We start from the raw sequence: 19,148 nt of genomic DNA on the forward strand, positions 1-19,148 counted from the left end.
TACTAGGGACGGGACGGGTTAGGGCGGGGCGGTGGGGCGGAAGCTGAGTCTCTCCAGGTGGGGTCGGCCGGCAGCCGACCGTCGGTCCGCCGTCGGTTCGGAAGCCGGGTAACCGCCCGACCGCCCGGGGAAACACCGAGGCCATCCGGCCTTGCCTGGCTGTGAAGGTGCTAGGGCGCGGGGGGGGCGGCTCGGGCGTCGGCGGTACGGGGTCGGGGCCAGGGACGGGGGGCTTGGGGGGCACGGGGTCGGGGCCGGGCGGCGGCACTGGGCCGGGGGCAGGGCCGGGTTCCGGGCCGGGAGGTGACGGCGGGGGCGTGGGGTTCGGCGGGACCGGGTCGGGGTGCGTCGGGTCAGGCCTGCCAGGCGGCTGCGGGACGGTCACGGTCGGTCCCTCCTGAGGTGTTTGAGTCAAAGGTGCGGAGCGGGTTGGTCCAGGGCAGGGGCTGATCCCGCCGTGTCCGAGAGGCGGTAGCGGTCGCCCGTCACGGGGTGTGTGTCGGGGTCCTGTGTTCGTTCAGGGTCCCGATGACCTCGTCGTCGCTCACTTGCTCGAAGTTCTCGTACCAGAGGCCCACCGCCTGGAAGTCGGACGGCTGCAGGAGGCAGACGACGTCGTCGGCTTCCGAGCTCATCTCCGCGGCGGACTCGGGAGGGCAGACGGGGATGGCGAGGATCAGCCGGGCGGGTTCCAGACGGCGGAGATGACGGAGAGCGGCGCGTGCGGTGGCGCCGGTGGCCAGGCCGTCGTCGACGACAACCACGGCGCGGTCCTTGACGTCGGGCATGGGCCGGTCCCCGCGGTAGAGCAGCTCTCGGCGCTTCAGCTCCTCACGCTCACGGGCCACGTCCTGGACGAGACGGTCCTCACTGAGGCCGAGCATGTCCAGTGCCCGCTGGTCGAAGAGCGGCGGGTCGTCGCCCACGATCACGCCGATGCCCGTCTCCGGCCGTCCGGGGAGGCCGATCTTCCGCGCGACGAGCACGTCCAGTGGCGCGCTGAGCGCCCGGGCGACTTCGGCCGCCACCGGCACACCGCCGCGGGGCAGCGCGAGGACGAGCAGATGTGGAAGCTCGCCGCCGGCTGCCCATTCCTTGAGCCGACGGCCGAGTTCCTGGCCGGCTGCCCGGCGGTTGTGGAATCCCATGACGTGATGTCTGCCTCTCTCCCCCCTGGGGACCGAAGAGTCAGCGCCGTCGAGGCTTCTCGTGTCCTTCGGCCCCGCCCCCCTCCGAGGACCCGGCTGCATCTCAACGTAACGTCGCTCCACCTCAGGCGCGCGGCGTCTCTGCCGGGACTCGGCGCTGTGTGTGCTGACGTTCGCCAGGACCCGCACCGCTGCCTGGACACCGTTGCGACCTGACGCCTACTCGTGCACTCCGCGCCGGATCTGCTCCTCTTCGCGCCCACGCTGTTTCTCGTGCACGCCTTCGGCCCGCAGGGGCTCGTCGCGCAGGGCGATGCCGTCGACCTCCTTCTTACGCCCCAGCACCTGCCTGACCCTTGCCTTCACCCAACCCATCCGTCATCACCTCTCTGCCCGGGCCTTTCCGGGTCTTTCCGGGCCTTTCTGTCGGCCTTCGTGATCCGGGTTCCCGCACCGCGGCCTTCCACGCGGGGACGTTCGTCCCACGGTTCACGGGCGCTACGGGCGAGGCTTGGTGGGCAAGTGCAGCGTGGTGCGGGCGCCACCCTGTGGGTGGTTGCTGAACTGCACGTCGATCCCCAGTACATGAGCTTGGCCCATCACGATGGTCAGGCCCAGGCCCTGTCCCTTGCCTCTCCCGGGATCGCCGGTGCGAAAGCGCTGCGGGCCGTCGTCAATCAGCTCCGCGGGATAACCGGGGCCGTGGTCGCGGAAGTCCAGGACCGGGCCGTCCACCCGCACACTCACCGGGGGCGCCCCATGCCGGTGGGCGTTGACGACGAGATTGGCAATGATGCGATCCAGGCGGCGGCGGTCCGTACGGACGTGCGCATCACGCACGACGTGCACCTCACACGCCAGGCCCGTGGCGAGGACCGCTCGGTGCACCAGGGACCCCAGCTCGACTTCGGCGAGTTCGGGCTTCTCCACTCCCGCGTCCAGACGAGAGATTTCCAGGAGGTCCTCGGTCAGGGTGTGCAGGGCCCCCAGGCGGTCGTTGATCATTTCTCTGGGACGGCCCTCGGGCAGCAGCCCGGCGGCGGCCAGCATTCCGGTGAGCGGAGTACGAAGCTCGTGGGCGACGTCCGCGGTGAATCTCTTCTCCGACTCGAGGCGCTGTTGCAGGGATTGCGCCATGGAGTCCAGGGCGACGCCCACCGCTTTGACCGCGTCATGCTCGGCTCCCTTGCCTCCGGCTGCGATGCCGGTGCGTGCGTGCAGGTCCCCCTCGGTGATCTGGCGGGCGACAGCCGCGGTGGCGGCGAGGCGGCGACTGATCCGGCCGGCGATGTAGGTACCGGCCAGCGCCATGCTTCCCGCGGCAAGGACCGCGGATCCCAGGATCGCGGTGTCCATCTGGCGCAGGTGGTCGCGGGTGTCCTCGTAGGGGACGTAGAGAGCCAGGACGTGGCCACCGGCCGGGGCGGCCGCCCACATGACGGGCTTGTTGTCGAGGTCGCCGACCATCACGCCGCGATCGCCTGCCTTGACCAACTCGCGCAACGGCTCGGGAAGCCGCGGCTCATCGATCTGCCCCGTACGGCCTGTGGCAGCCCCTTGCATCCCGTACGAGAAGTCCTTCAGCGCCGAGTCCAACCGCTGGCGTGCCTCCTTGCGCACCTCCTCGACCCGCTGCCGGGTCAGCACGTTGTGGACGAGCACACCGAGGATCGCGGCGACGGCGCACGAAACGGCGGCGATGGTGAGCGCGATCTTCCAGCGCAGGCTGTACGTCCACGACGGGCGCAGGCGCTCCAGACGGCCACTCATCGGGCCTCCGGCCGCGGGGAGGGCTTGGCACACGGGCTGGTGGAGGTGTCCTTGAGTGTGCGGCAGGAGTCGAGCTTGAGCTCATGCAGCGCGATCATGCTGCCGTCCCACACGTAGTGAGACACGTAGACGAGCGACGGATTGGACGTCGGTTCGCGGATGGCGAGGTGTCCGGCGGCAACCTCGACGCCTTCCAGGACGGCCCGGCGCGACAGGACCCGTACGACCGCGCCGCCCTTCTGCGCGTGATAGACGCGCATCTCGCTCAGGCGGCCGTCGACATCCACGGCCGTGACCAGTTCGGATCGGCCGTCGCCGGTGAGATCGCGGAAGATCGGCTTGCGTACACCGCAGGAAGCAAGAGCCGTGCAGGTCTTGAACCGGTCCGCGACCCGCTGGTCGACCAGCCAGCTGGTGCCCTGGTCCTCGCGGTGGGCCGCGGCGGCGTCGGCCTTGATGACAGCGAGCGGGTCCGCGTCCCGCATGTCCCCTGACGCCACTGCGGGCGCTCCGGGCACAGTGGAAGGCTGACCGCGCTGCTGCTCTGTGGGGGCCGGGGAGGGCACGGTGCCTGGCCAGAGTGGGGCGGGCGGCGCGATACTGACGGCAGGACCATCCCGGTGAAGGCCCTCCACATCAGCGCATCCAGCGAGCAGCATGGCCCCGATCCCGGCCAGCGCGACATCGCGCCACACGCCCGCGCACCGCACCACACCGCCTCCCGTGTCCGTCGCCCCATCGTCGCCCGGCTGCCGGCGTCCCGCGCAGCACGTTCCACGGCAGCCCCTGCACGAGTGCGTCCCACCTGCTCTGGATGCCACCTCGGCGGCGAGGCTTCCGGGGGGGGTGCAGCTGTCACGAGGGCGGGTCCTGGCCCCACTGATCCGGGCCGGCCCCGACCCAGTCGATCAGCTCCGGATCGTCGATCGTCGTATCAGCCTCGGGCAAGCCCGCACGGCGTAGATACTCGATCACGTCGAGCAGGTTGTAGGCCGTCCCCACAGTTTTGCCGCGGATCACTACTCGCCGTCCGCCATCCGGCAGCGGCGGGTGCACGATGACAGGCGCGTCTCCCGACATACATTCAGGATCATCCGGACTGGCCGAGCGCGCATCCGGACAGGGATCAGCTGATCGCCGGGCTCGCCGTCCGGGACTTCGCGGACTTACCGGCGGTGGAGATGATGGTCGGACGCCAGCTCCTCGCCGGGGCGCTCGCGAGCCGGTCGTCATCAGCTCTCCGGTGTGTGACCGTCCACGACCCGCAGTGTGGTGACGTCCTTGTCGGCCGCGCCGCGTACGTGACCCGTCGGGGCAGCGACAGTGTGGTGAAGGAAGTCGACGAGTTCCTGGGTGATGACCTCGCCCGGCAGGACGTTGGGGATGCCTGGCGGGTACGCGGACAGTGTGTCGGCGGAGATCCGGCCGACCGCGTCGGCGGCGGACACGGCACGCGACGGGGCGAGGAAGGCTTCCCGGGTGGTCATCCAGACGGGTCCCGGTTGCGGCAGACGCAGCCCGAGCGATGTGCCCGGAAGATCAGGGTGTGACGGGAGAGCGTGCAGCGCTTCGATGAACTGCGGCTCATCCGGAGCCGATCCGGCGCCGACCACAGCGACGATCGCTGCGTCCGTGGCGACCTCCACCAGAATCTGGTGGTGCTTCATGAGCTGCCAGCGTGCCTCGTGGCCGGAGATTCCTCCCGCTCTGGCGTCGATGGCGACGCGTAGAGGGTCGGTGTCGGCGATATCGGGGAACCCATGGAAATCGTCGCTGACCACTCGGAATCGGCCTGCGGCACGGATCGCTGCGCGCATGGCGTCCGCGGCATCGATGGAACGCGCCAGGGCATCGGTTCCATTGACCAGGGTCTGCCGTGCCGTGTCCAGGGACGCGAGGAGAAGCGCGCTGGCACTGGTGGACTGCGTCATGTGGAACACGCGGTCGATCAGCGGCTCCAGCACATCGGCAAAGGGGCCATCGGCCAGGTGCAACATGGCGGACTGCGTCAGGCTGCCCCCCAGTTTGTGCGTGCTCGAGATGACCAGGTCCGCGCCCCGGGCCAGAGCGTTGTCCGGCAGCATGGGGTGGAAACCGAAGTGGGCCCCCCACGCTTCGTCCACGATGAGCGGCACGCCCGCGTGGTGGGCGGCATCTGCCAGTGCCTGAACGTCCGCGGTGGCGCCGAAGTAGCTGGGCGTCACGACATAGGCTGCGGCAGCTCGCGGACAGGCGCTCAGTGCGGCGGCCAGCGCCTCGGCGGTGACGCCGTGGGCTATGCCCAGTTCTTCGTCCACGGAGGGCTGTACGAACGCGGCACGCAGGCCCGACAGTACGAGTCCGTCGATCACACTCGAGTGAACACTTCGCTGCACCACGAGTGTGTCCCCAAGGCCGCGGGCGGCGAGGGTGGCCATGCGGTTGCCCTGCGAGGCCCCGTTGGTGAGGAACCAGGTGCGCCGCGCTCCCCACGCCTGCGCCGCAAGCCCCAGTGAGCGCTCCAGCGGGCTGTCGGGTCCCAGGTCGAGCCCTTCGAGCAGCGGTGGGACGTCCAGGGCCAGCGGCGCCGACCCCACCAGGTCGGCGAGTGCGCCGAAGCGGTGTGCGTCGGCCGAATGGCCGGGAACGTTGAGGCGCAGCCAATCCTTCTCGGCGTACGCCCGGAGCGCGTCGGCATACGGGGCATCGAGCTGGGCTTCAGCCGGGCGTCGGTGACTGGTCAGCGGGGTGGTGCTCATGGTCATGAACGAGAGATTGGCAGGCGGCTGGACTTCAGAGAACTATGCAGTTATCTCTACATCTCCAGTATTGATCTACAGCTGAGACCCACATTCCTACCGCGAGGTGCTCCCGTGCTCGACCTCCGCCATCTGCAGGTTCTGCGTGCCCTCGCCCGGCAGGGGTCGATCGCGGGCGCAGCACGGCAGCTGCACTACAGCCACCCCACGGTCGCCCATCACCTCGCCACCCTGGAAGCCCACTTCGACGCGCCGCTGGTGCATCGCGGATCGCGAGGTACCACGCTCACAGAAGTGGGTGAGGCACTGCTCCCCCACGCCGAAGCCGTACTGGAGCGGATTCTGCTGGCCGAGCGGGAAGTCCGCGATGTCGTGGCACTCGGCACGTCCACCCTGCGGATCGGCACATTCCCGACGGCAGGTGCGCTCCTGCTGCCGCCGGCCGTACGGCAGATGCACGACTCCGGCGTCCTGGTCTCGCTCACCGAGGGTGAACTGCCCGAGCTCCTGGAAGGCCTGCGCTCGCGCGAGTTGCACGCATCCCTCGTCTTCTCCCAACCAGGCGAACGCCTCGATCTGGACGAAGAGTTCGCGCTGCAGCCGTTGCTCGAGGACCCGCTGCTGCTTGTGCTGCCCGCGGACCACCCACAGGCCGCCCAGAAGGAGGTGCCGCTTGAAGCGCTCCGCTCAGAGAAATGGATCATGGGGACGACGGACTGGGACCCCTGCGACCGGGTCCTCTCCTGGGCATGTGGACAGCACGGCTTCGAGCCCGTACATGGCATGCGGACTGACGACTACGCCGTAATGCAGGGATTCGTCGCGGCCGGTATCGGCGTCGCTCTGGCGCCTCGACTGGGCCTGAGCCCTCCGCGCCCAGGCATTGTCGTGAGGCCGGTGGCGGGTCCGCCCTTGGCACGGCAGATCGCCGTGGCGATGTTGCCGGCAACCGCCGCCCCAAGTGCCGGGCAGTTGCTCACAGTGCTGCGTGCCGAGGCTGAGCGCATCCAGCAATCCTGGGACGAAGCGCCCCGGCACTGAGCCTCCTTCGGAAGAACGACCGGCCGTGACGAGATCGGTCGCACATCCGGAACATTGTCGGGGTCACGTCACTGACTGATGCGGCTTCCATACAGCGCTGGGCCCGGGCGGCAATCCTTGCCATCGTGATGACCCGTCAGGGGCCGCAAGCGGCACCCGATGAACGACAAGCACGCCAATCCCTGCTCGGCCCATGGGGATCGGCATGCCACAACTAAAGGAAATCGGGGGAATCATGTCTCTTCGCAGCCGGCTCACGCGCCGCGCACAGGTCACTCTCATAGGCGTCGCCGCCGGAGGTGTCGCGGCCGCAATCGCCGTCGTACCGTCGCTCACCGACAGCACTTCCTCGGAGCCGACGAAGGTCGCCGCCCAGAAGGCGACCGACTACGGGCCCGAGCCCGAGGCCGACAGCAAGCTCGTCACCCAGGGCAGCGAGCTGTCGACCACGGCCACGGCCACGCTCTCGCGGGACACGATGATCAACCGGGCCCGTACCTGGCTCACGGCCAACAACGGCGGCCCGGTCCCCTACAGCATGGAGCGCAACTGGAAGGACGGCTACCGCCAGGACTGCTCCGGCTATGTCTCCATGGCGCTCGGCCTTGGGAAGCCCGGCCTGAACACCGTCGGTCTCGCCGACTCGCAGAACGGCGTCACCAAGCGGCTCAGCGGCATGAGTCAGCTGAAGAAGGGTGACCTGCTGATCGACTACAGCACCACTGACGGCGATTTCCGCCACGTAGTGATCTTCGAGAAGTGGGCCAACACGTCGCACAGCGCCTACTGGGCGTACGAGCAGCGCGGTACGTACGGCACGACCCACCGGCAGCTCAAGTACGGGATCGGCAGTGACAACTACGACCCCTTCCGCCCGGTCAAGCTGGGGGGCGGCGGTGGCGGGCAGCTCCCGTCCCCGGGTGTCTCCTGGCCGATCCTTCAGAGCGGTTCCAAGGGTGCGGACGTGCGGTCCGCCCAGCAGTTGCTGACCGCGCGGGGCTACACGGTCGAGGCCGACGGCGTCTTCGGCCCGAAGACCCGCTCGGCGGCGATCAAGTTCCAGAAGTCCCGGTCCCTGGCCGCTGACGGCGTCATCGGCCCGAACACCTGGTCCAAGCTGATCAAGACGGTGCAGTCCGGCTCGTCCGGCCAGGCGGTGAAGGCAGCGCAGACGCAGCTGAAGGTCTACGGCTACAGCCTCGCGGTCGACGGCAAGTTCGGCTCGAGGACGAAGTCGGCGGCGGTCGCCTTCCAGAAGAACCACGACTTGCAGGTCGACGGCGTCATCGGCCCGAACACCTGGCGCGCCCTGCTCGGCACCCGCTGACACGAGGGGTCCCTGCGTCCGGCCACCGACGGCTCCTTCCCACTGCGCCCGCAGCGGGAAGGAGCCGTCGCTGTACGTGGTCGGCTGCGAGGTCGCTCGAGATCGTGTCGCCCCGGGCCGTCACAACTGACGTACGCGAACGCCGGGAAGGCCCTCCTGCCATCGATGGCCGCGGCACTGTGGCGGCCACTTAGGATCTGCGCATGATCGCTGACTTGCAATGCGTGGTGCTGGACTGCTCGGACCCGGCGGAACTTGCCGCGTTCTACCAGTCGCTGCTCGGTGGGACCGTCAACCAGCAGGACAAACGGTGGGCACTTGGCGATGGCTGGGCCACACTGCACACGCCGTCCGGTCTCGTCCTCGCCTTCCAGCGGGCAGCGGAGTACCAGCCGCCGCTGTGGGCCGACCCGGCCCGGCCCCAGCAGTTCCATCTGGATTTCGGTGTAGCGGACCTGGACCGAGCCCAGGAGCAGGTGCTGGCGCGGGGAGCAACGACCTTGGACGACGGTTCCGACGGGCGGAGTTGGCGTATCTATGCCGATCCGGCAGGGCATCCGTTCTGCCTGGTTCGTCATTGAGAGCTGACCGCCGGAGGCCGTCGCCCCCTTCCCGAGAGCGGAGGGACTAGCGGAGTGGCCTGGTGCCGTCGTCGCGGCTGAGCGTGCCGGCGATGCGTTCGGCGACGGCCTGCCGCAGCTCCGGGTCCAGTCGTTCCGCAGTGAGGGATTCGTACAGCCACAGGCCGTCGGCTGCGAGGCGGGCGATGAACTGATCGAGCGCGGCGGGGTCGTCAGGGTTTGTGGCCGGGGATGGAGCCCACCGCTCCATCACCGCGTCCCAGGGGGCCGCGTGCCCCGGGGTCGTCGATCCTTCGAGCATGAAAAGCAGCTCGGCCCGTGTGGCGCTCTGGGTGGCGACGCGGGCGTAGGCGGTGAGCCGTTCGGCAGAGGTGGNNNNTCCCTCCCCCCGCCGACATGTCCGATTCCCACTGGTCGGCGAGGTGCTGGTGGATGGCCTGGACGAGGTCTTCGCGGGAGGCGAAGTGGTAGAGGAGTCCGCCCTTGGTCAGACCGGACTCGGCGGCGACGGAGTCGAAGGTGACGCTCTTGACGCCTTCGCGTTCCACGACGCGGGCGGCGGCTTCGAGGATCTGGGTTCGCTTGCTGGTTCTCATGGGTGCTCCCGGGCCGGGGGTGTCAGTGGTGTGTGGGGGTGGACAGAGCCGATCCGGGGCCGTGGCGGCGCAGCAAGAGGCCGGTCACGACCGCGCCGACGGCCATGACGGCGGTGACCACGATCATCACGGCGAAGTAGGCGCCGTCGAACGCGTCCGACGCTGCGGTGATCAATGCCTGGTTGTCCTCCCCCGCCAGTGCGAGCGCGGCATCGAGGCTGTCGCGCGCGGAGTCCGGGACTCCGGCGGGCAGGTCAAGGGTGGCGGTGTAGACGGCGGTCATGAGACTGCCGAGCAGCGCGACCGCGATGAGGCTGCCGAACTCGTAGGACACCTCCTCCACGGAGGACGCCATACCGGCCCGGCGGGCCGGTACGTTGCCCATGATCGCGCTGGAGGCCACCGACATGGCCGCTCCCAGACCGGCGCCTGCGATGAGCAGCCCGGTGACGAGCAGCCCCATGTGGGTGTCGAAGTTCAGCAGGACCAGCACGGAGCCGACCGTACTGAGGGCGAGGCCGCCCGCGACGATGGGCAGCAGGCCGACCCTGTGCAGGCTGGCACCGCCGACCATGGCCGTCGGCAGCGCCCCCAAGGCGACGGCGGCGACCAGGAGGCCTGCGCGCAGCGGGGTGAAGCCTTCCACGAGCTGGAATCGCTGCGTGGTGATCAGCTGGATACCGGCGATGGCGAACATGGAGAACCCTGCGGCCAGGACTCCGGCGAGGAACGCCCGGTTGCGGAAGATCGCGAAGTCCAGCAGGGGGTAGGGCAGGCGGCTCTGGCGCCGCGCGAAGGCCCACCCGCCGAGAGCCGCAGCGAGGGCGCCGGCGGCGATGACCAGCGGCGCGGGGTCGGTCTTCGCTGTCTCCTTGATCGCGATCACGAGGCCGACCAGGGCGACGAGCGCGAGGAGCGAGGAGACCAGATCCCACCGCTTGCCGGGGTCCGCGTCGTTGGGCGGCGCGAGGACCAGCGTGGCGACCAGCGCCGCGATGACGACAGGGACGTTGACGAGGAAGACCGATCCCCACCAGAAGCTCTGCAGCAGGAGCCCGCTGACGATGGGGCCCAGCGCGCTGCCCACGATCGCCAGGCTTCCCCAGATCGCGATGGCGACATTGCGCTCGCGTTCGTCGTCGAACGTGATGCGGATCAGGGCGAGCGTCGCGGGCATCATCGCCGCCGCACCGACGGCCAGGAACGCCCGAGCCGCGATCAAGGCCTCCGGAGTCGGCGAGAACGAGGCAGCCAGTGACGCGACTCCAAAGACCACCAGGCCGATCAGGAACATCCGCCGGTGTCCCACCCGGTCACCCAGCGTTCCGCTGCCCAGCAGCAGCCCGGCCATCACCACCGGATAGGCGTTGATGATCCACAAGCCCTCGGAACTGCTCGCACCGAGATCTTCCACCAGCGTCGGCAATGCCGCGTACAGGATGGAGTTGTCCAGCGTGATCAGCAGGAGCCCCGCGCTCACCACCGTCAGCAGCAGCCAGCGCCGCCTCGCACTCAGAACCGTCCCCGGATACTTCTCCGTCAACATCACCTTCGTAACTGTACCTTACGAAAGGTATAGTTACGAAGGTGATGCGCGACCGGGCCCCGCTCGGACAGCGGCAGTCACATCTCACCGACGGCCCGGCTGATGGATGCGCCGCGGGAAAACGCCACGCCGCGCCACCTCTTCCGCCAGGTAGAAATATCTACCAACATGAGCATGCGAATCGGGCCAGAACATTGGAATTCGCGCATTCTTGCGGTCTGTCGAGGGGGTCAGATCTGGCAGCAGGACATCAGCCGACGCGGAGGAGAGCCATGAGAAGTCACGCGAGACAGGCAGTGGAGTGGCTTGCCGCCGCTGCGACGGACCCGCGGGCGTGCAAAAGGGCATGGCACGCGGAGAACGGGACCGCGGTGCTGTCGTCCGGACGGTTTTGGGATGTGCTGAGTGTGCCGGAGGAGCTGGGCCTTTTCGCCCTGGACGTTCTGTTGCGCACCCCGCTGCAGGAGCCCGGCCCCACGCTTGCGGACTTCGCCGCCCATCGGGTGGGCTTCTTCCTGCCCCCGGATCCCGAAAGTCGCTGGGTCGGCTCCGACATCCGTTACGCGGGCAAGGACGCGTGGATTGCCGTACCGGCTCCCCATCGGGCAACGGGCCCCCTGCGGTGGCTCGTTCCTCCCGACGGCAGCGGCACCCTGTTCGCCCCCGCCGCCGTGGAGCTGGCGCTCCAACAGGCCACCGGGATACTCGCCGCCCTCCTCGAACCCGCCGCGCCCCACGACCCCGGCAAGTTGGCCACCGTCATCGGGATCGAGACCCGTCGCGGCCGGCTCGACCCGCACGGGACGGGCGCCCCGGACACCGGCGGAAGGCCGGAGTGATCACGCCCGTCGGTGCGGATTCGTCAACTGACGGGATCCGCACCGGCCCGTGAGATGGTCACGCGTTCCCCCGCCCCGCGTCGGCCCCGGCGTCCACGTCGTCGCGTCTCCCGGCGCTGGGCGGGGCGGTGAGGGCAGTCCACTGCGCATCGTGCCAGCCGGGCACCATCCGCCCCCTGGCCCACCACTCGGCCACCAAGGTGGAGTAGATCGGCGGGTTCGTCCCGTACGCATCGGCGAGTTCGGCGTACGACGGATCGCGCCCCTCCTGGTCCAGGAGACACCCGGTCGTGGTGGAAGTGCTGTCCATGTCACTGCAACACGGGCCGGCCCACCGGCGGCACGCCCACGCTCGCCGATGACCCCGAATCGAGTGAGCATGCCCCCTCGATCGGGGCCATGTACTTGTCGGACAAGACTTCCGCCGCGCAGCCCGCGCAGACCGCACAGACCGCCCAGACCGCGCCTTCCGCTCGGACTCGGTGGCTTGTTCGGCGCTCCTGAATTCTTCCGCGGGCCCGGATAGCGTCGCCATGAGTCCTCTACGCCGGCCACGGCGGCAGAGTTCCGACACGGGAGGCCGGGCAGTGATGAGTCTTGACGGTGCAGGCAGGGCTTCTGCAGCGGCGGCGCGCTATTACGGCACAAGTGATGTCGACGCCTTCTACGACACGGTGTGGGGCGGCGAGGACATCCACACCGGCGTCTACACCCATCCCCACGAGCCGGTCGCTGTCGCCTCGCGGCGCACGGTCGAACTGGCCGCCACGAAGGTCGCCGACAGCCTCGGTCCCGGATCCAGGGTGCTCGACCTCGGCTCCGGCTACGGCGGTCCCGCCCGCTATCTGGCCTCGACATTCGGCTGCCGGGTCGTGGCCCTCAACATCAGCGAAGCGCAGAACGAACGCCATCGCAGGACCAATGCCGAGCGTGGCCTTGATGCCCAAATCGAAGTCGTCACCGGGTCCTTCCAGGACATCCCTTGTCCGGACGGGCACTTCGACGTCGTCTGGTCACAGGAGGCCTTCTGCCACAGCGGCGACCGCGAGGGACTCCTCGCCGAGGCTGCCCGCGTCCTCACGCCACAGGGACATCTGGTCTTCACCGATTTGATGGCAGCCGACAACGCCCCGCCCAAAGCGCTACGGGATGTCATCGCCCGGCTCGAGGTCGACGACTTCGCCACCCCCGCCTTCTACCGGCAACAGCTCACCGACCTCGGACTGACGTCGATCGACTTCGACGACCGCAGCGACCAGATGCTCACCCACTACCTGCGCCTCACCGAGGAGACACAGCAGCGAGCCCGCGAGCTGACAGACCTCATCAGTCCGGCGTACCTGGAAGGCCTCCTGAACAACCTGCCGCTCTGGGTGGAAGCCTGTCGCCAAGGCCTGACCAGCTGGGGCATTTTCCACTGCCGACGCCCATAACATGCCCGCCTGGCATGTGGTGAGGGCCGCTGGTGCCGCGGCAGTGGTTGCGACAGCATGCGGCGCATGGACTGGATGCCTCTGCTCTCCACGCTGGCAGGTGCCGCTATCGGCATCGCCGCCACCCTGATCGCCGATCGCAACCGGTGGCGGCGCGAGGAAGCGCGACACACTCTGGAAGTGCGGCGCGCCGCGTACACCGAATACGCCTCCGCCCTCAAGGACGCGGGGGAAGAGATACGGGCTGTCGCCCTGGGCGATCACATGTCCGAGTCGGCGCGTGACGCGGCGGTGCGCGAAGCCTTCCGCGGGACCGGATTGCACACGGCAAGCGAGCAACTCTGGCTAGTGGGCCCGCCGCTCGTTGTCGCGGCCGGGAACGAGGCGTTTCACAGCCTGCGCCGGATACGCGACGCCTATGCCCGCGGGGTGGCCGTCGGCTCCGCCGAGGACTCGGCCTTCATCCAACAGCGCCGCACGGCCATGGCTGAGATGCGCAGCCGCATGCGTGAGGATCTGGGCATCGGCCCCCTCGGGTTCGAATGACCACCGGCCCGCAGGGCCAGTGGGAGGTCATCACCCCCCAGTGGCAGACCCGTAACTGGAAGCAGGACCGCTTCCGTTCCGCTCGTTCGGGCGCACAGGAGTACGCTGGACGCAGCGGGGACCTTTCGCATGCTGGCGCTCAGGTTGGTCCAGGCCTCGCGGTTCCATGACACCGGGGCCGTCGCGCCCGAGGCAGGTTCCGCCCCATGGCCGAGCGATCATCCACACCCGTTCCCGCCGAAGGCCCTCTCGGGTCGCCGGTGTCCGGCCATGTCGAAGCCCAGATTGCCCGCTCCCCGAACGAGACCACCTGAACGTCCCTTGTTCACGCGCCACCCGCTCACGCAGGAGCAGCCCGAGACCCCGGCCGCGCCATCGCACCGAGGTCAAGGAGTTCCAAATGCCGGCCAGTTCCACCACGTCCACGGCCCATTCCCCTTCGACGGCCGTACCGTCGAACACCGACCCGCCCGATCCGGAGTACGACGGAGCTAGGCCATTCCCCTCACAAGAGCCGACCGCTCCGCGCAGCGGTGGCGAGCGGCTGTACGTAACCGTGACGGCGGTGATCGTCCTTGCTCCCTTCCTGGCGCTGGGACTGGCCGTCTGGCAGCTGTGGGGAAGCCTCATCCATCCCGCTGACGTGCTGCTCGCCCTCGGCCTCTACGCGGTCACGGGCCTCGGCGTCACGGTCGGCTTCCATCGCGGCCTCACCCACGGCGGTTTCCGTGCGGTCCGGCCGGTGCGCATCGCCCTCGCGGTGGCCGGGTCGATGAGCTTCCAGGGGGACGTCATCGGCTGGGTCGCGACCCACCGCCGCCACCACGCCTTCACGGACCGGCCGGGAGATCCGCACTCCCCGTACCGCTACGGCACCCACCTGCGCGGCCAACTGCGCGGTCTGCTGCACGCGCACGTCGGCTGGCTGTTCCGCAACGACACCACGCCCGCCGAGCGTTACGCCCCCGATCTGCTCGCCGATCGCGACATCCGCGCCGTCTCCCGCGCCTTCCCCGCCCTGTGCGTCCTCACCCTCGCGCTGCCGTTCGCTGCGGGCTGGGCCATCGGCGGCACCTGGGTGCACGCGCTGACGGCCTTGCTGTGGGCGGGATTCGTGCGCATCGCGCTGCTTCACCACGTCACGTGGAGCGTGAACTCCCTGTGCCATGTGATCGGGGACCGGCCGTTCCGCACCCGGCGCCACGACCGCGCCACCAATCTGTGGCCGCTGGCCCTGCTCTCCTTCGGCGAGAGCTGGCACAACCTCCACCATGCCGACCCCACCAGCGCGCGCCACGGCGTCGACCGCGGCCAGCTCGACCCCTCGGCCGCCGTCATCCGTCTCCTCGAACGCCTCGGCTGGGTGCACGACGTGCGCTGGCCCACCCCCGATCGCGTCGCCTCCCGCCGCGCATGAATCCGCCCGCTCATCCCGTACGGCAGCCGACAGGAGCTCTCATGGCCACCACGCTGCAGCCCTCGCTCCCCTCACGGCCCCTCCTACGCCTGCGTCTCGCGTCCCCTGGCTCCCTGCCGCACCCCATCGACGGTGCGTGGTGGCCTTCCTCGTACGACCTGCCGACGGAGCTCCCGCTGCTGCTCGCCGGGCTGCCGCGGGCGTGGGGGCGCATCACCAGCGTCACGGTCAACGGGGCGGCCTGGACCCTGGCACCCGGCCGGATGCTCGTGCTCGACCAGGTCGTGCGCCTGCACAGGTCCACCTCCCTCTCCGCCCCGCACACGATCTGCCTGCTGGCCCCCAACCGGGGGCGTTGGGACCTCCTGGTCGTACCGCCCGACACTCCGCAGGACACCGCCGAGCCCCTCATGGCCGCCGCAGCGGGTGGCACCACCTGATCAAGCGGCTGTGCCCGGAGAGTCGGGATCCGTCCGCTGCCAGCGTCAGTGCCGGAGGGGTGAGCACAAGGCTCACACCTCCATGGCCAGGTGGCTCGGCAGGGCCACGAGGGCCGGCGATGACGGGAAGCCGCCACCGTCGCGCGCCTCGTCCTCCTCGGCAACCGGCCCCCGGTCAGCCGCTGAGCCGCCGTGGAGGGCTTGTTCCGCAGCTATCAGCCTGCTCGCGGTTGCCGGAAGGCCGGGGCTCTCGCTCGCCGCGGCCATCAGGCGGGCGGCTGCCGGGGCGCTGCTCTCGGGCGGTATCACCATCAGGTCCCAACGGCCCGCGGTGTAGGACAGCAGCATGATCTTGTGGGGGTCCAGCTCCGTCGTGAACCAACCGACCTTCACCACATGGCCGTTGACGGGTATTTCCCGCGGGACGACCGGCCAGTGCATAGGGTTGACGGCGATGCGGGTGATCCGTCCCCACAAGGGATCCAACACGTCGGCCAGAGTGGAGAGTTCCTGCGCCAAGTCTCGGGTGCGGGGCCACCAGGCGCCGTCCAGGTGCCCTCGGGGGGAGTTCACGGGCTTCAGCGCGAGGCGGACGGTCGGGGCCCTGAAGGGCACGATCCGCAGCGGGGGTCGGTCGGTGGTCGCGGGCATTGCGCGAACCTGTCTCCGGACCGGTGCCTCACGGGGCCCGGCTCGGTGTCGTCACTCGCCGAGAATGACACCGACGTGGAAGCCGGTGCGCGAAAGACTCTCGATGGTTTGAGGCTACTCCCCCGGAGATGAGAACGGACGGCGCCGAGGTGCGGGTTACGAGTCATTGCCCCCGGGCCGCCCGGCGGCCGTGACCTACGGGAGGGCAGGGGCACGATGCGGTCGTCGTACCAGCCGCTAGCCGAAGGGCGCCGTTCCCGTCAGCGAGCCCCGCTCAGGTGCGCAGCAGCCGCTGTGTGATCTCTCGGTACTCCCTCATCGCATGCCGGAGTTCGTTCGACTGTGTTTCGGGGTCATGGTCCTGCCAGCCCTCGTGGAGGGCGCGCTGTCGTTCTGTGAGAGCGGTCTTGAGCTGGGTGATGGCTTCATCGAAGATGCCCTCAGCCTCTTCCAGCGCCTCGAGCGGGCTGTCGGGGAAGTTGTTGAGGGCCTCTTGGAGTCGCTGGGCGAGCCGGTCTCGTTCGTCCGACGGGAGTAGCGGCTCCGGGCCCGTGGCGCGGCGTTCGGTGGAGCCCCGGAGTTTGTCCGGAGCCTGCTGAGCACGTGCCTGGTCGTACATCATCGTGTGTCACTTTCCTGTACGTCGTGTCGGCGGACTGAGAACGGGCCGACTGGCCGATGAGCTGTGCGCCGGTCAGGAACCCGGGCCGACGAGGGGTTCGAAGTCATCGATGAAGGCGCGCGAACCAAGTGCGACACGCGGCGGTTGTAGGACCCAGCGTAGTTGCGCGGCGCGGTGCACGGAGCGCTGTTGCCTCAGGCTGAGGGTGGAGACGTCGCCGAGGCCCTGGCCGGTCGCACGCATCCTCCACCCGCTACGGTCTCCGGATGACCGAACTCCCCGCCTTGCATGCCACCCGTGAGGCCTACGACGCCATCGCTCCCACCTACGCGGAGCTGTTCCACGACTCTCTGCGTGACCGTCCCCTGGAGCGCGCCCTTCTGAGCGCCTTCGCGGAGCTGGTACGGGCAAATGGCGACGGCGAGGTCGCGGACCTCGGCTGTGGGCCGGGGTACGTCACAGCTCACTTGCGCGGGTTGGGCCTGAACGCCTTTGGTGTCGACACCTCCCCCATGATGGTCGGGCTCGCTCGCGAGGCCTACCCCGGGCTTCGGTTCGAGGTCGGCTCGATGGCCGCGCTGGACATCGAGGACGGCGCGCTGGGCGGGGTGCTCTCACGGTGGTCCGTCATCCACACCCCGCCGCAGGACGTGCCCGCCGTCCTGGCCGACATCGCCCGGGTCCTGGCACCCGGCGGGCACCTGTTGATCGACTTCCCCGCCACCGACGGCCCTCAGCACGAGACGCAGGCCTACGACCATGCGGTGGCAACGGCCTACCGCTGGTCGCCCGACCGTTTCGCCGCGCTCCTGCGCGACCACGGATTGGCTGAGACGGCCCGCACGGTGATCGAGCCGAAGCCCACCGACCAGCGGCAGTTCCAAGAGGTCCAGCTCCTCGCCTGCAAGGCGTAGACCTGTCTACTTCGGGCAGTACTCCGCCTCGATGACGGCCTGGCTGTTCCCCGCCCAGTCGCCGTTGAAGTTGACGGAGAGGGAGTGCTTGCCGTCCGGCGTGGTCACGGCCTGGGACGCCGAGCCCTGGATGTTGCCGCCGTGTCCCCAGACCGAAACGCCGCAGGACGGCTCGAACTTCATCAGCCCCAGCCCGTAGCCCGTGATCAGACCGGCCCCGCTGACCGGGACGGTGGTCTTCATTTCCCTGAGCTGCTCCGCGGGCAGCAGCCTGCCGCCAAGCAGAGCCGAGTAGAAGCGGTTCAGGTCACCGGAACCGGAGATCATCGCGCCCGCCGAACCTGCGGCCGACGGATTGAGCTCGGTGACGTCATGGGTCGGGTCCGTCGGCTTCGGCGCCAGGGAGAGCTTGGAGTACGCACGGGAGCTCGGCTTCGGCATCGACGATGCGGTGCGCGGGACGGAAGTGGCGTACAGGCCAAGGGGCTTGACGATGCGCCGCCCGATCTCGTCCTCGTACGCGTGGCCCGAGACCTTCTCGATGATCATTCCGGCCAGCGTGTAGTTGGTGTTCGAGTAGCTCCAGCCCGCGCCCGGGTCGAAGAGCGGCTTGTGGCGCATGGCGATGCCCACCAACTCAGCGGGCGTGTAGGTGTCGTAGCGGTGATCCAGGAACTTCTCGGTGAAGCCCCGCTCCAGGAACTCCGGGTCGGCGGTGTAACTGAAGATCCCGCTGGTGTGGTTGAGCAGCTGCCGCACGGATATCCGGCGGCCGTCGTGTCCGTTGCCCTGAACCACGCCGGGCAGCCACGTGTCGACCTTGTCGTCGAGGCCGAGTCTGCCTTCCGCCTCCAACTGGAGCAGCACGGTGGCCACGAAGGTCTTGGTCATGCTGCCGATCCGGTAGCGGTCGACCGCTGAGCGCGGCGCGCCCGACTTGAGGTCCCCGACGCCCGCAGTGCCTGTCCAGATCGAGTACCGGTCATCGACCTGTCCGGTGGCTCCGGGCACCCCGTCCTTGACCGCGGCGTCCAAGGCCTCCTGGGTCTGAGCATGTCCCACGCCGACACCGGCCGCTGCGGGTGAGGAGAACGAAGCGACGGTCAAGGCCGCCGCTGCCGCCAGACCCACTGCGCCCAACCGTGCTGTGCTCCCTGCCATCTGCTGCCCCTTTCGGTTGCTGCGATCGGCGGCAACGGCCGTACCGCGCGGCACCGCGGTTGCCTGTTCCTCGAACCGGATGACCGGAAGCTAGGGCAGAGGGACCGACCGCGGCTTCGTCGTGGTCGACAACGTGGGGCGGGGCACTCATCGTGAGCTACGAAGAGAGGAACAGAGAGCAGATGCGTCGCCACCGGGCTTGGGAGCGTCACGTCGTGCGACGGAACCGGAGCGAGGCTCTGCGCGCCACAGCTCGGCTGATCAGTCGTGGAGCGGGATTAGGATCGTTCACCGGCAATCGGACACACGGGCCAGCTGTTTGAACGCTCGCCCGCGTCCGGAGTGCCGGACGCAAGCCGGTCGGCGCAGTGCGGATCG

Annotated in this window: 20 protein-coding genes and 1 pseudogene; 9 read left to right on the forward strand and 12 right to left on the reverse strand. The window is 69.1% G+C overall.

Features of this window, described 5'->3' with window-relative positions; all coding sequences use genetic code 11:
- Positions 1-485: 485 nt before the first annotated feature.
- The 6 genes from ABD378_RS20455 to ABD378_RS20480 all read right to left on the reverse strand — a co-directional run bounded on the left by ABD378_RS20455 (position 486) and on the right by ABD378_RS20480 (position 5,662).
- Positions 486-1,148: a phosphoribosyltransferase gene (locus tag ABD378_RS20455; RefSeq protein WP_344522368.1), complete on the reverse strand. Its 663-nt coding sequence runs from the start codon at positions 1,146-1,148 to the stop codon at positions 486-488.
- A 219-nt stretch (positions 1,149-1,367) separates the two neighbouring features.
- Entirely contained in the window at positions 1,368-1,523 is a 156-nt protein-coding gene (locus ABD378_RS20460) for a hypothetical protein (RefSeq protein ID WP_344522369.1), read from the reverse strand.
- Positions 1,524-1,646: 123 nt separating this feature from the next.
- Complete coding sequence (locus tag ABD378_RS20465; protein ID WP_344522370.1) at positions 1,647-2,918, reverse strand: sensor histidine kinase; 1,272 nt, start codon at positions 2,916-2,918, stop codon at positions 1,647-1,649.
- Entirely contained in the window at positions 2,915-3,418 is a 504-nt protein-coding gene (locus ABD378_RS20470; RefSeq protein ID WP_344522371.1) for a hypothetical protein, read from the reverse strand. Before ABD378_RS20470 ends, ABD378_RS20465 begins: the two co-directional genes overlap by 4 nt.
- A 355-nt stretch (positions 3,419-3,773) precedes the next feature.
- Complete coding sequence (locus tag ABD378_RS20475; RefSeq protein ID WP_344522372.1) at positions 3,774-3,998, reverse strand: hypothetical protein; 225 nt, start codon at positions 3,996-3,998, stop codon at positions 3,774-3,776.
- A 152-nt stretch (positions 3,999-4,150) separates the two neighbouring features.
- Positions 4,151-5,662 carry an aminotransferase class I/II-fold pyridoxal phosphate-dependent enzyme gene (locus ABD378_RS20480; protein ID WP_344522373.1) on the reverse strand — a complete coding sequence of 504 codons (1,512 nt, stop codon included), beginning with the start codon at positions 5,660-5,662 and terminating at the stop codon, positions 4,151-4,153.
- 108 nt (positions 5,663-5,770) lie between these two features.
- On the opposite strand from ABD378_RS20480, the gene ABD378_RS20485 reads away from it, so the two are divergent.
- The 3 genes from ABD378_RS20485 (at position 5,771) to ABD378_RS20495 (ending at position 8,605) form a co-directional block, all read left to right on the forward strand.
- Positions 5,771-6,697: a LysR family transcriptional regulator gene (locus ABD378_RS20485; RefSeq protein WP_344522374.1), complete on the forward strand. Its 927-nt coding sequence runs from the start codon at positions 5,771-5,773 to the stop codon at positions 6,695-6,697.
- A gap of 235 nt (positions 6,698-6,932) precedes the next feature.
- On the forward strand, positions 6,933-8,024 hold the full coding sequence (locus ABD378_RS20490) for a peptidoglycan-binding domain-containing protein (protein WP_344522375.1): 1,092 nt from the start codon (positions 6,933-6,935) through the stop codon (positions 8,022-8,024).
- Positions 8,025-8,227: 203 nt separating this feature from the next.
- A complete protein-coding gene (locus ABD378_RS20495) occupies positions 8,228-8,605 on the forward strand; it encodes a VOC family protein (protein WP_344522376.1) in 378 nt (125 codons plus the stop codon).
- Positions 8,606-8,651: 46 nt separating this feature from the next.
- Here ABD378_RS20495 and ABD378_RS20500 read toward each other — a convergent pair.
- Together ABD378_RS20500 and ABD378_RS20505 are read right to left on the reverse strand one after the other, a co-directional pair.
- Positions 8,652-9,201, reverse strand: a pseudogene (locus ABD378_RS20500) (TetR/AcrR family transcriptional regulator).
- A 22-nt stretch (positions 9,202-9,223) separates the two neighbouring features.
- On the reverse strand, positions 9,224-10,747 hold the full coding sequence (locus ABD378_RS20505; protein ID WP_344522432.1) for an MFS transporter: 1,524 nt from the start codon (positions 10,745-10,747) through the stop codon (positions 9,224-9,226).
- A gap of 398 nt (positions 10,748-11,145) precedes the next feature.
- Between ABD378_RS20505 and ABD378_RS20510 the strand changes: the two genes are divergently transcribed.
- Complete coding sequence (locus ABD378_RS20510) at positions 11,146-11,586, forward strand: hypothetical protein (RefSeq protein WP_344522377.1); 441 nt, start codon at positions 11,146-11,148, stop codon at positions 11,584-11,586.
- A gap of 58 nt (positions 11,587-11,644) precedes the next feature.
- Here the strand turns inward: ABD378_RS20510 and ABD378_RS20515 are convergent, their stop codons facing one another.
- Complete coding sequence (locus ABD378_RS20515) at positions 11,645-11,896, reverse strand: hypothetical protein (RefSeq protein WP_344522378.1); 252 nt, start codon at positions 11,894-11,896, stop codon at positions 11,645-11,647.
- Positions 11,897-12,176: 280 nt separating this feature from the next.
- Here ABD378_RS20515 and ABD378_RS20520 point away from each other — a divergent pair, with 280 nt between their 5' ends.
- The 4 genes from ABD378_RS20520 (at position 12,177) to ABD378_RS20535 (ending at position 15,422) form a co-directional block, all read left to right on the forward strand.
- A complete protein-coding gene (locus ABD378_RS20520; RefSeq protein WP_344522379.1) occupies positions 12,177-13,019 on the forward strand; it encodes an SAM-dependent methyltransferase in 843 nt (280 codons plus the stop codon).
- 66 nt (positions 13,020-13,085) lie between these two features.
- On the forward strand, positions 13,086-13,565 hold the full coding sequence (locus ABD378_RS20525; RefSeq protein ID WP_344522380.1) for a hypothetical protein: 480 nt from the start codon (positions 13,086-13,088) through the stop codon (positions 13,563-13,565).
- Between the two features lie 400 nt (positions 13,566-13,965).
- A complete protein-coding gene (locus ABD378_RS20530) occupies positions 13,966-14,982 on the forward strand; it encodes an acyl-CoA desaturase (protein WP_344522381.1) in 1,017 nt (338 codons plus the stop codon).
- A 41-nt stretch (positions 14,983-15,023) separates the two neighbouring features.
- Complete coding sequence (locus ABD378_RS20535; protein WP_344522382.1) at positions 15,024-15,422, forward strand: DUF5994 family protein; 399 nt, start codon at positions 15,024-15,026, stop codon at positions 15,420-15,422.
- Between the two features lie 72 nt (positions 15,423-15,494).
- On the opposite strand, the gene ABD378_RS20540 is transcribed toward ABD378_RS20535, so the two are convergent.
- A complete protein-coding gene (locus tag ABD378_RS20540) occupies positions 15,495-16,073 on the reverse strand; it encodes a DUF5994 family protein (RefSeq protein WP_344522383.1) in 579 nt (192 codons plus the stop codon).
- 274 nt (positions 16,074-16,347) lie between these two features.
- Positions 16,348-16,692 carry a hypothetical protein gene (locus ABD378_RS20545; RefSeq protein WP_344522433.1) on the reverse strand — a complete coding sequence of 115 codons (345 nt, stop codon included), beginning with the start codon at positions 16,690-16,692 and terminating at the stop codon, positions 16,348-16,350.
- A gap of 269 nt (positions 16,693-16,961) precedes the next feature.
- Here ABD378_RS20545 and ABD378_RS20550 point away from each other — a divergent pair, with 269 nt between their 5' ends.
- Positions 16,962-17,609, forward strand: coding sequence for a class I SAM-dependent DNA methyltransferase (locus ABD378_RS20550; RefSeq protein ID WP_344522384.1), 648 nt, complete (start codon positions 16,962-16,964; stop codon positions 17,607-17,609).
- A gap of 6 nt (positions 17,610-17,615) precedes the next feature.
- Here ABD378_RS20550 and ABD378_RS20555 read toward each other — a convergent pair whose 3' ends face one another.
- Positions 17,616-18,770, reverse strand: coding sequence for a serine hydrolase domain-containing protein (locus ABD378_RS20555; RefSeq protein WP_344522385.1), 1,155 nt, complete (start codon positions 18,768-18,770; stop codon positions 17,616-17,618).
- Positions 18,771-19,148 lie beyond the last annotated feature (378 nt).

The sequence above is a fragment of the Streptomyces rectiviolaceus genome (assembly GCF_039533825.1).
GTDB lineage: Bacteria > Actinomycetota > Actinomycetes > Streptomycetales > Streptomycetaceae > Streptomyces > Streptomyces rectiviolaceus.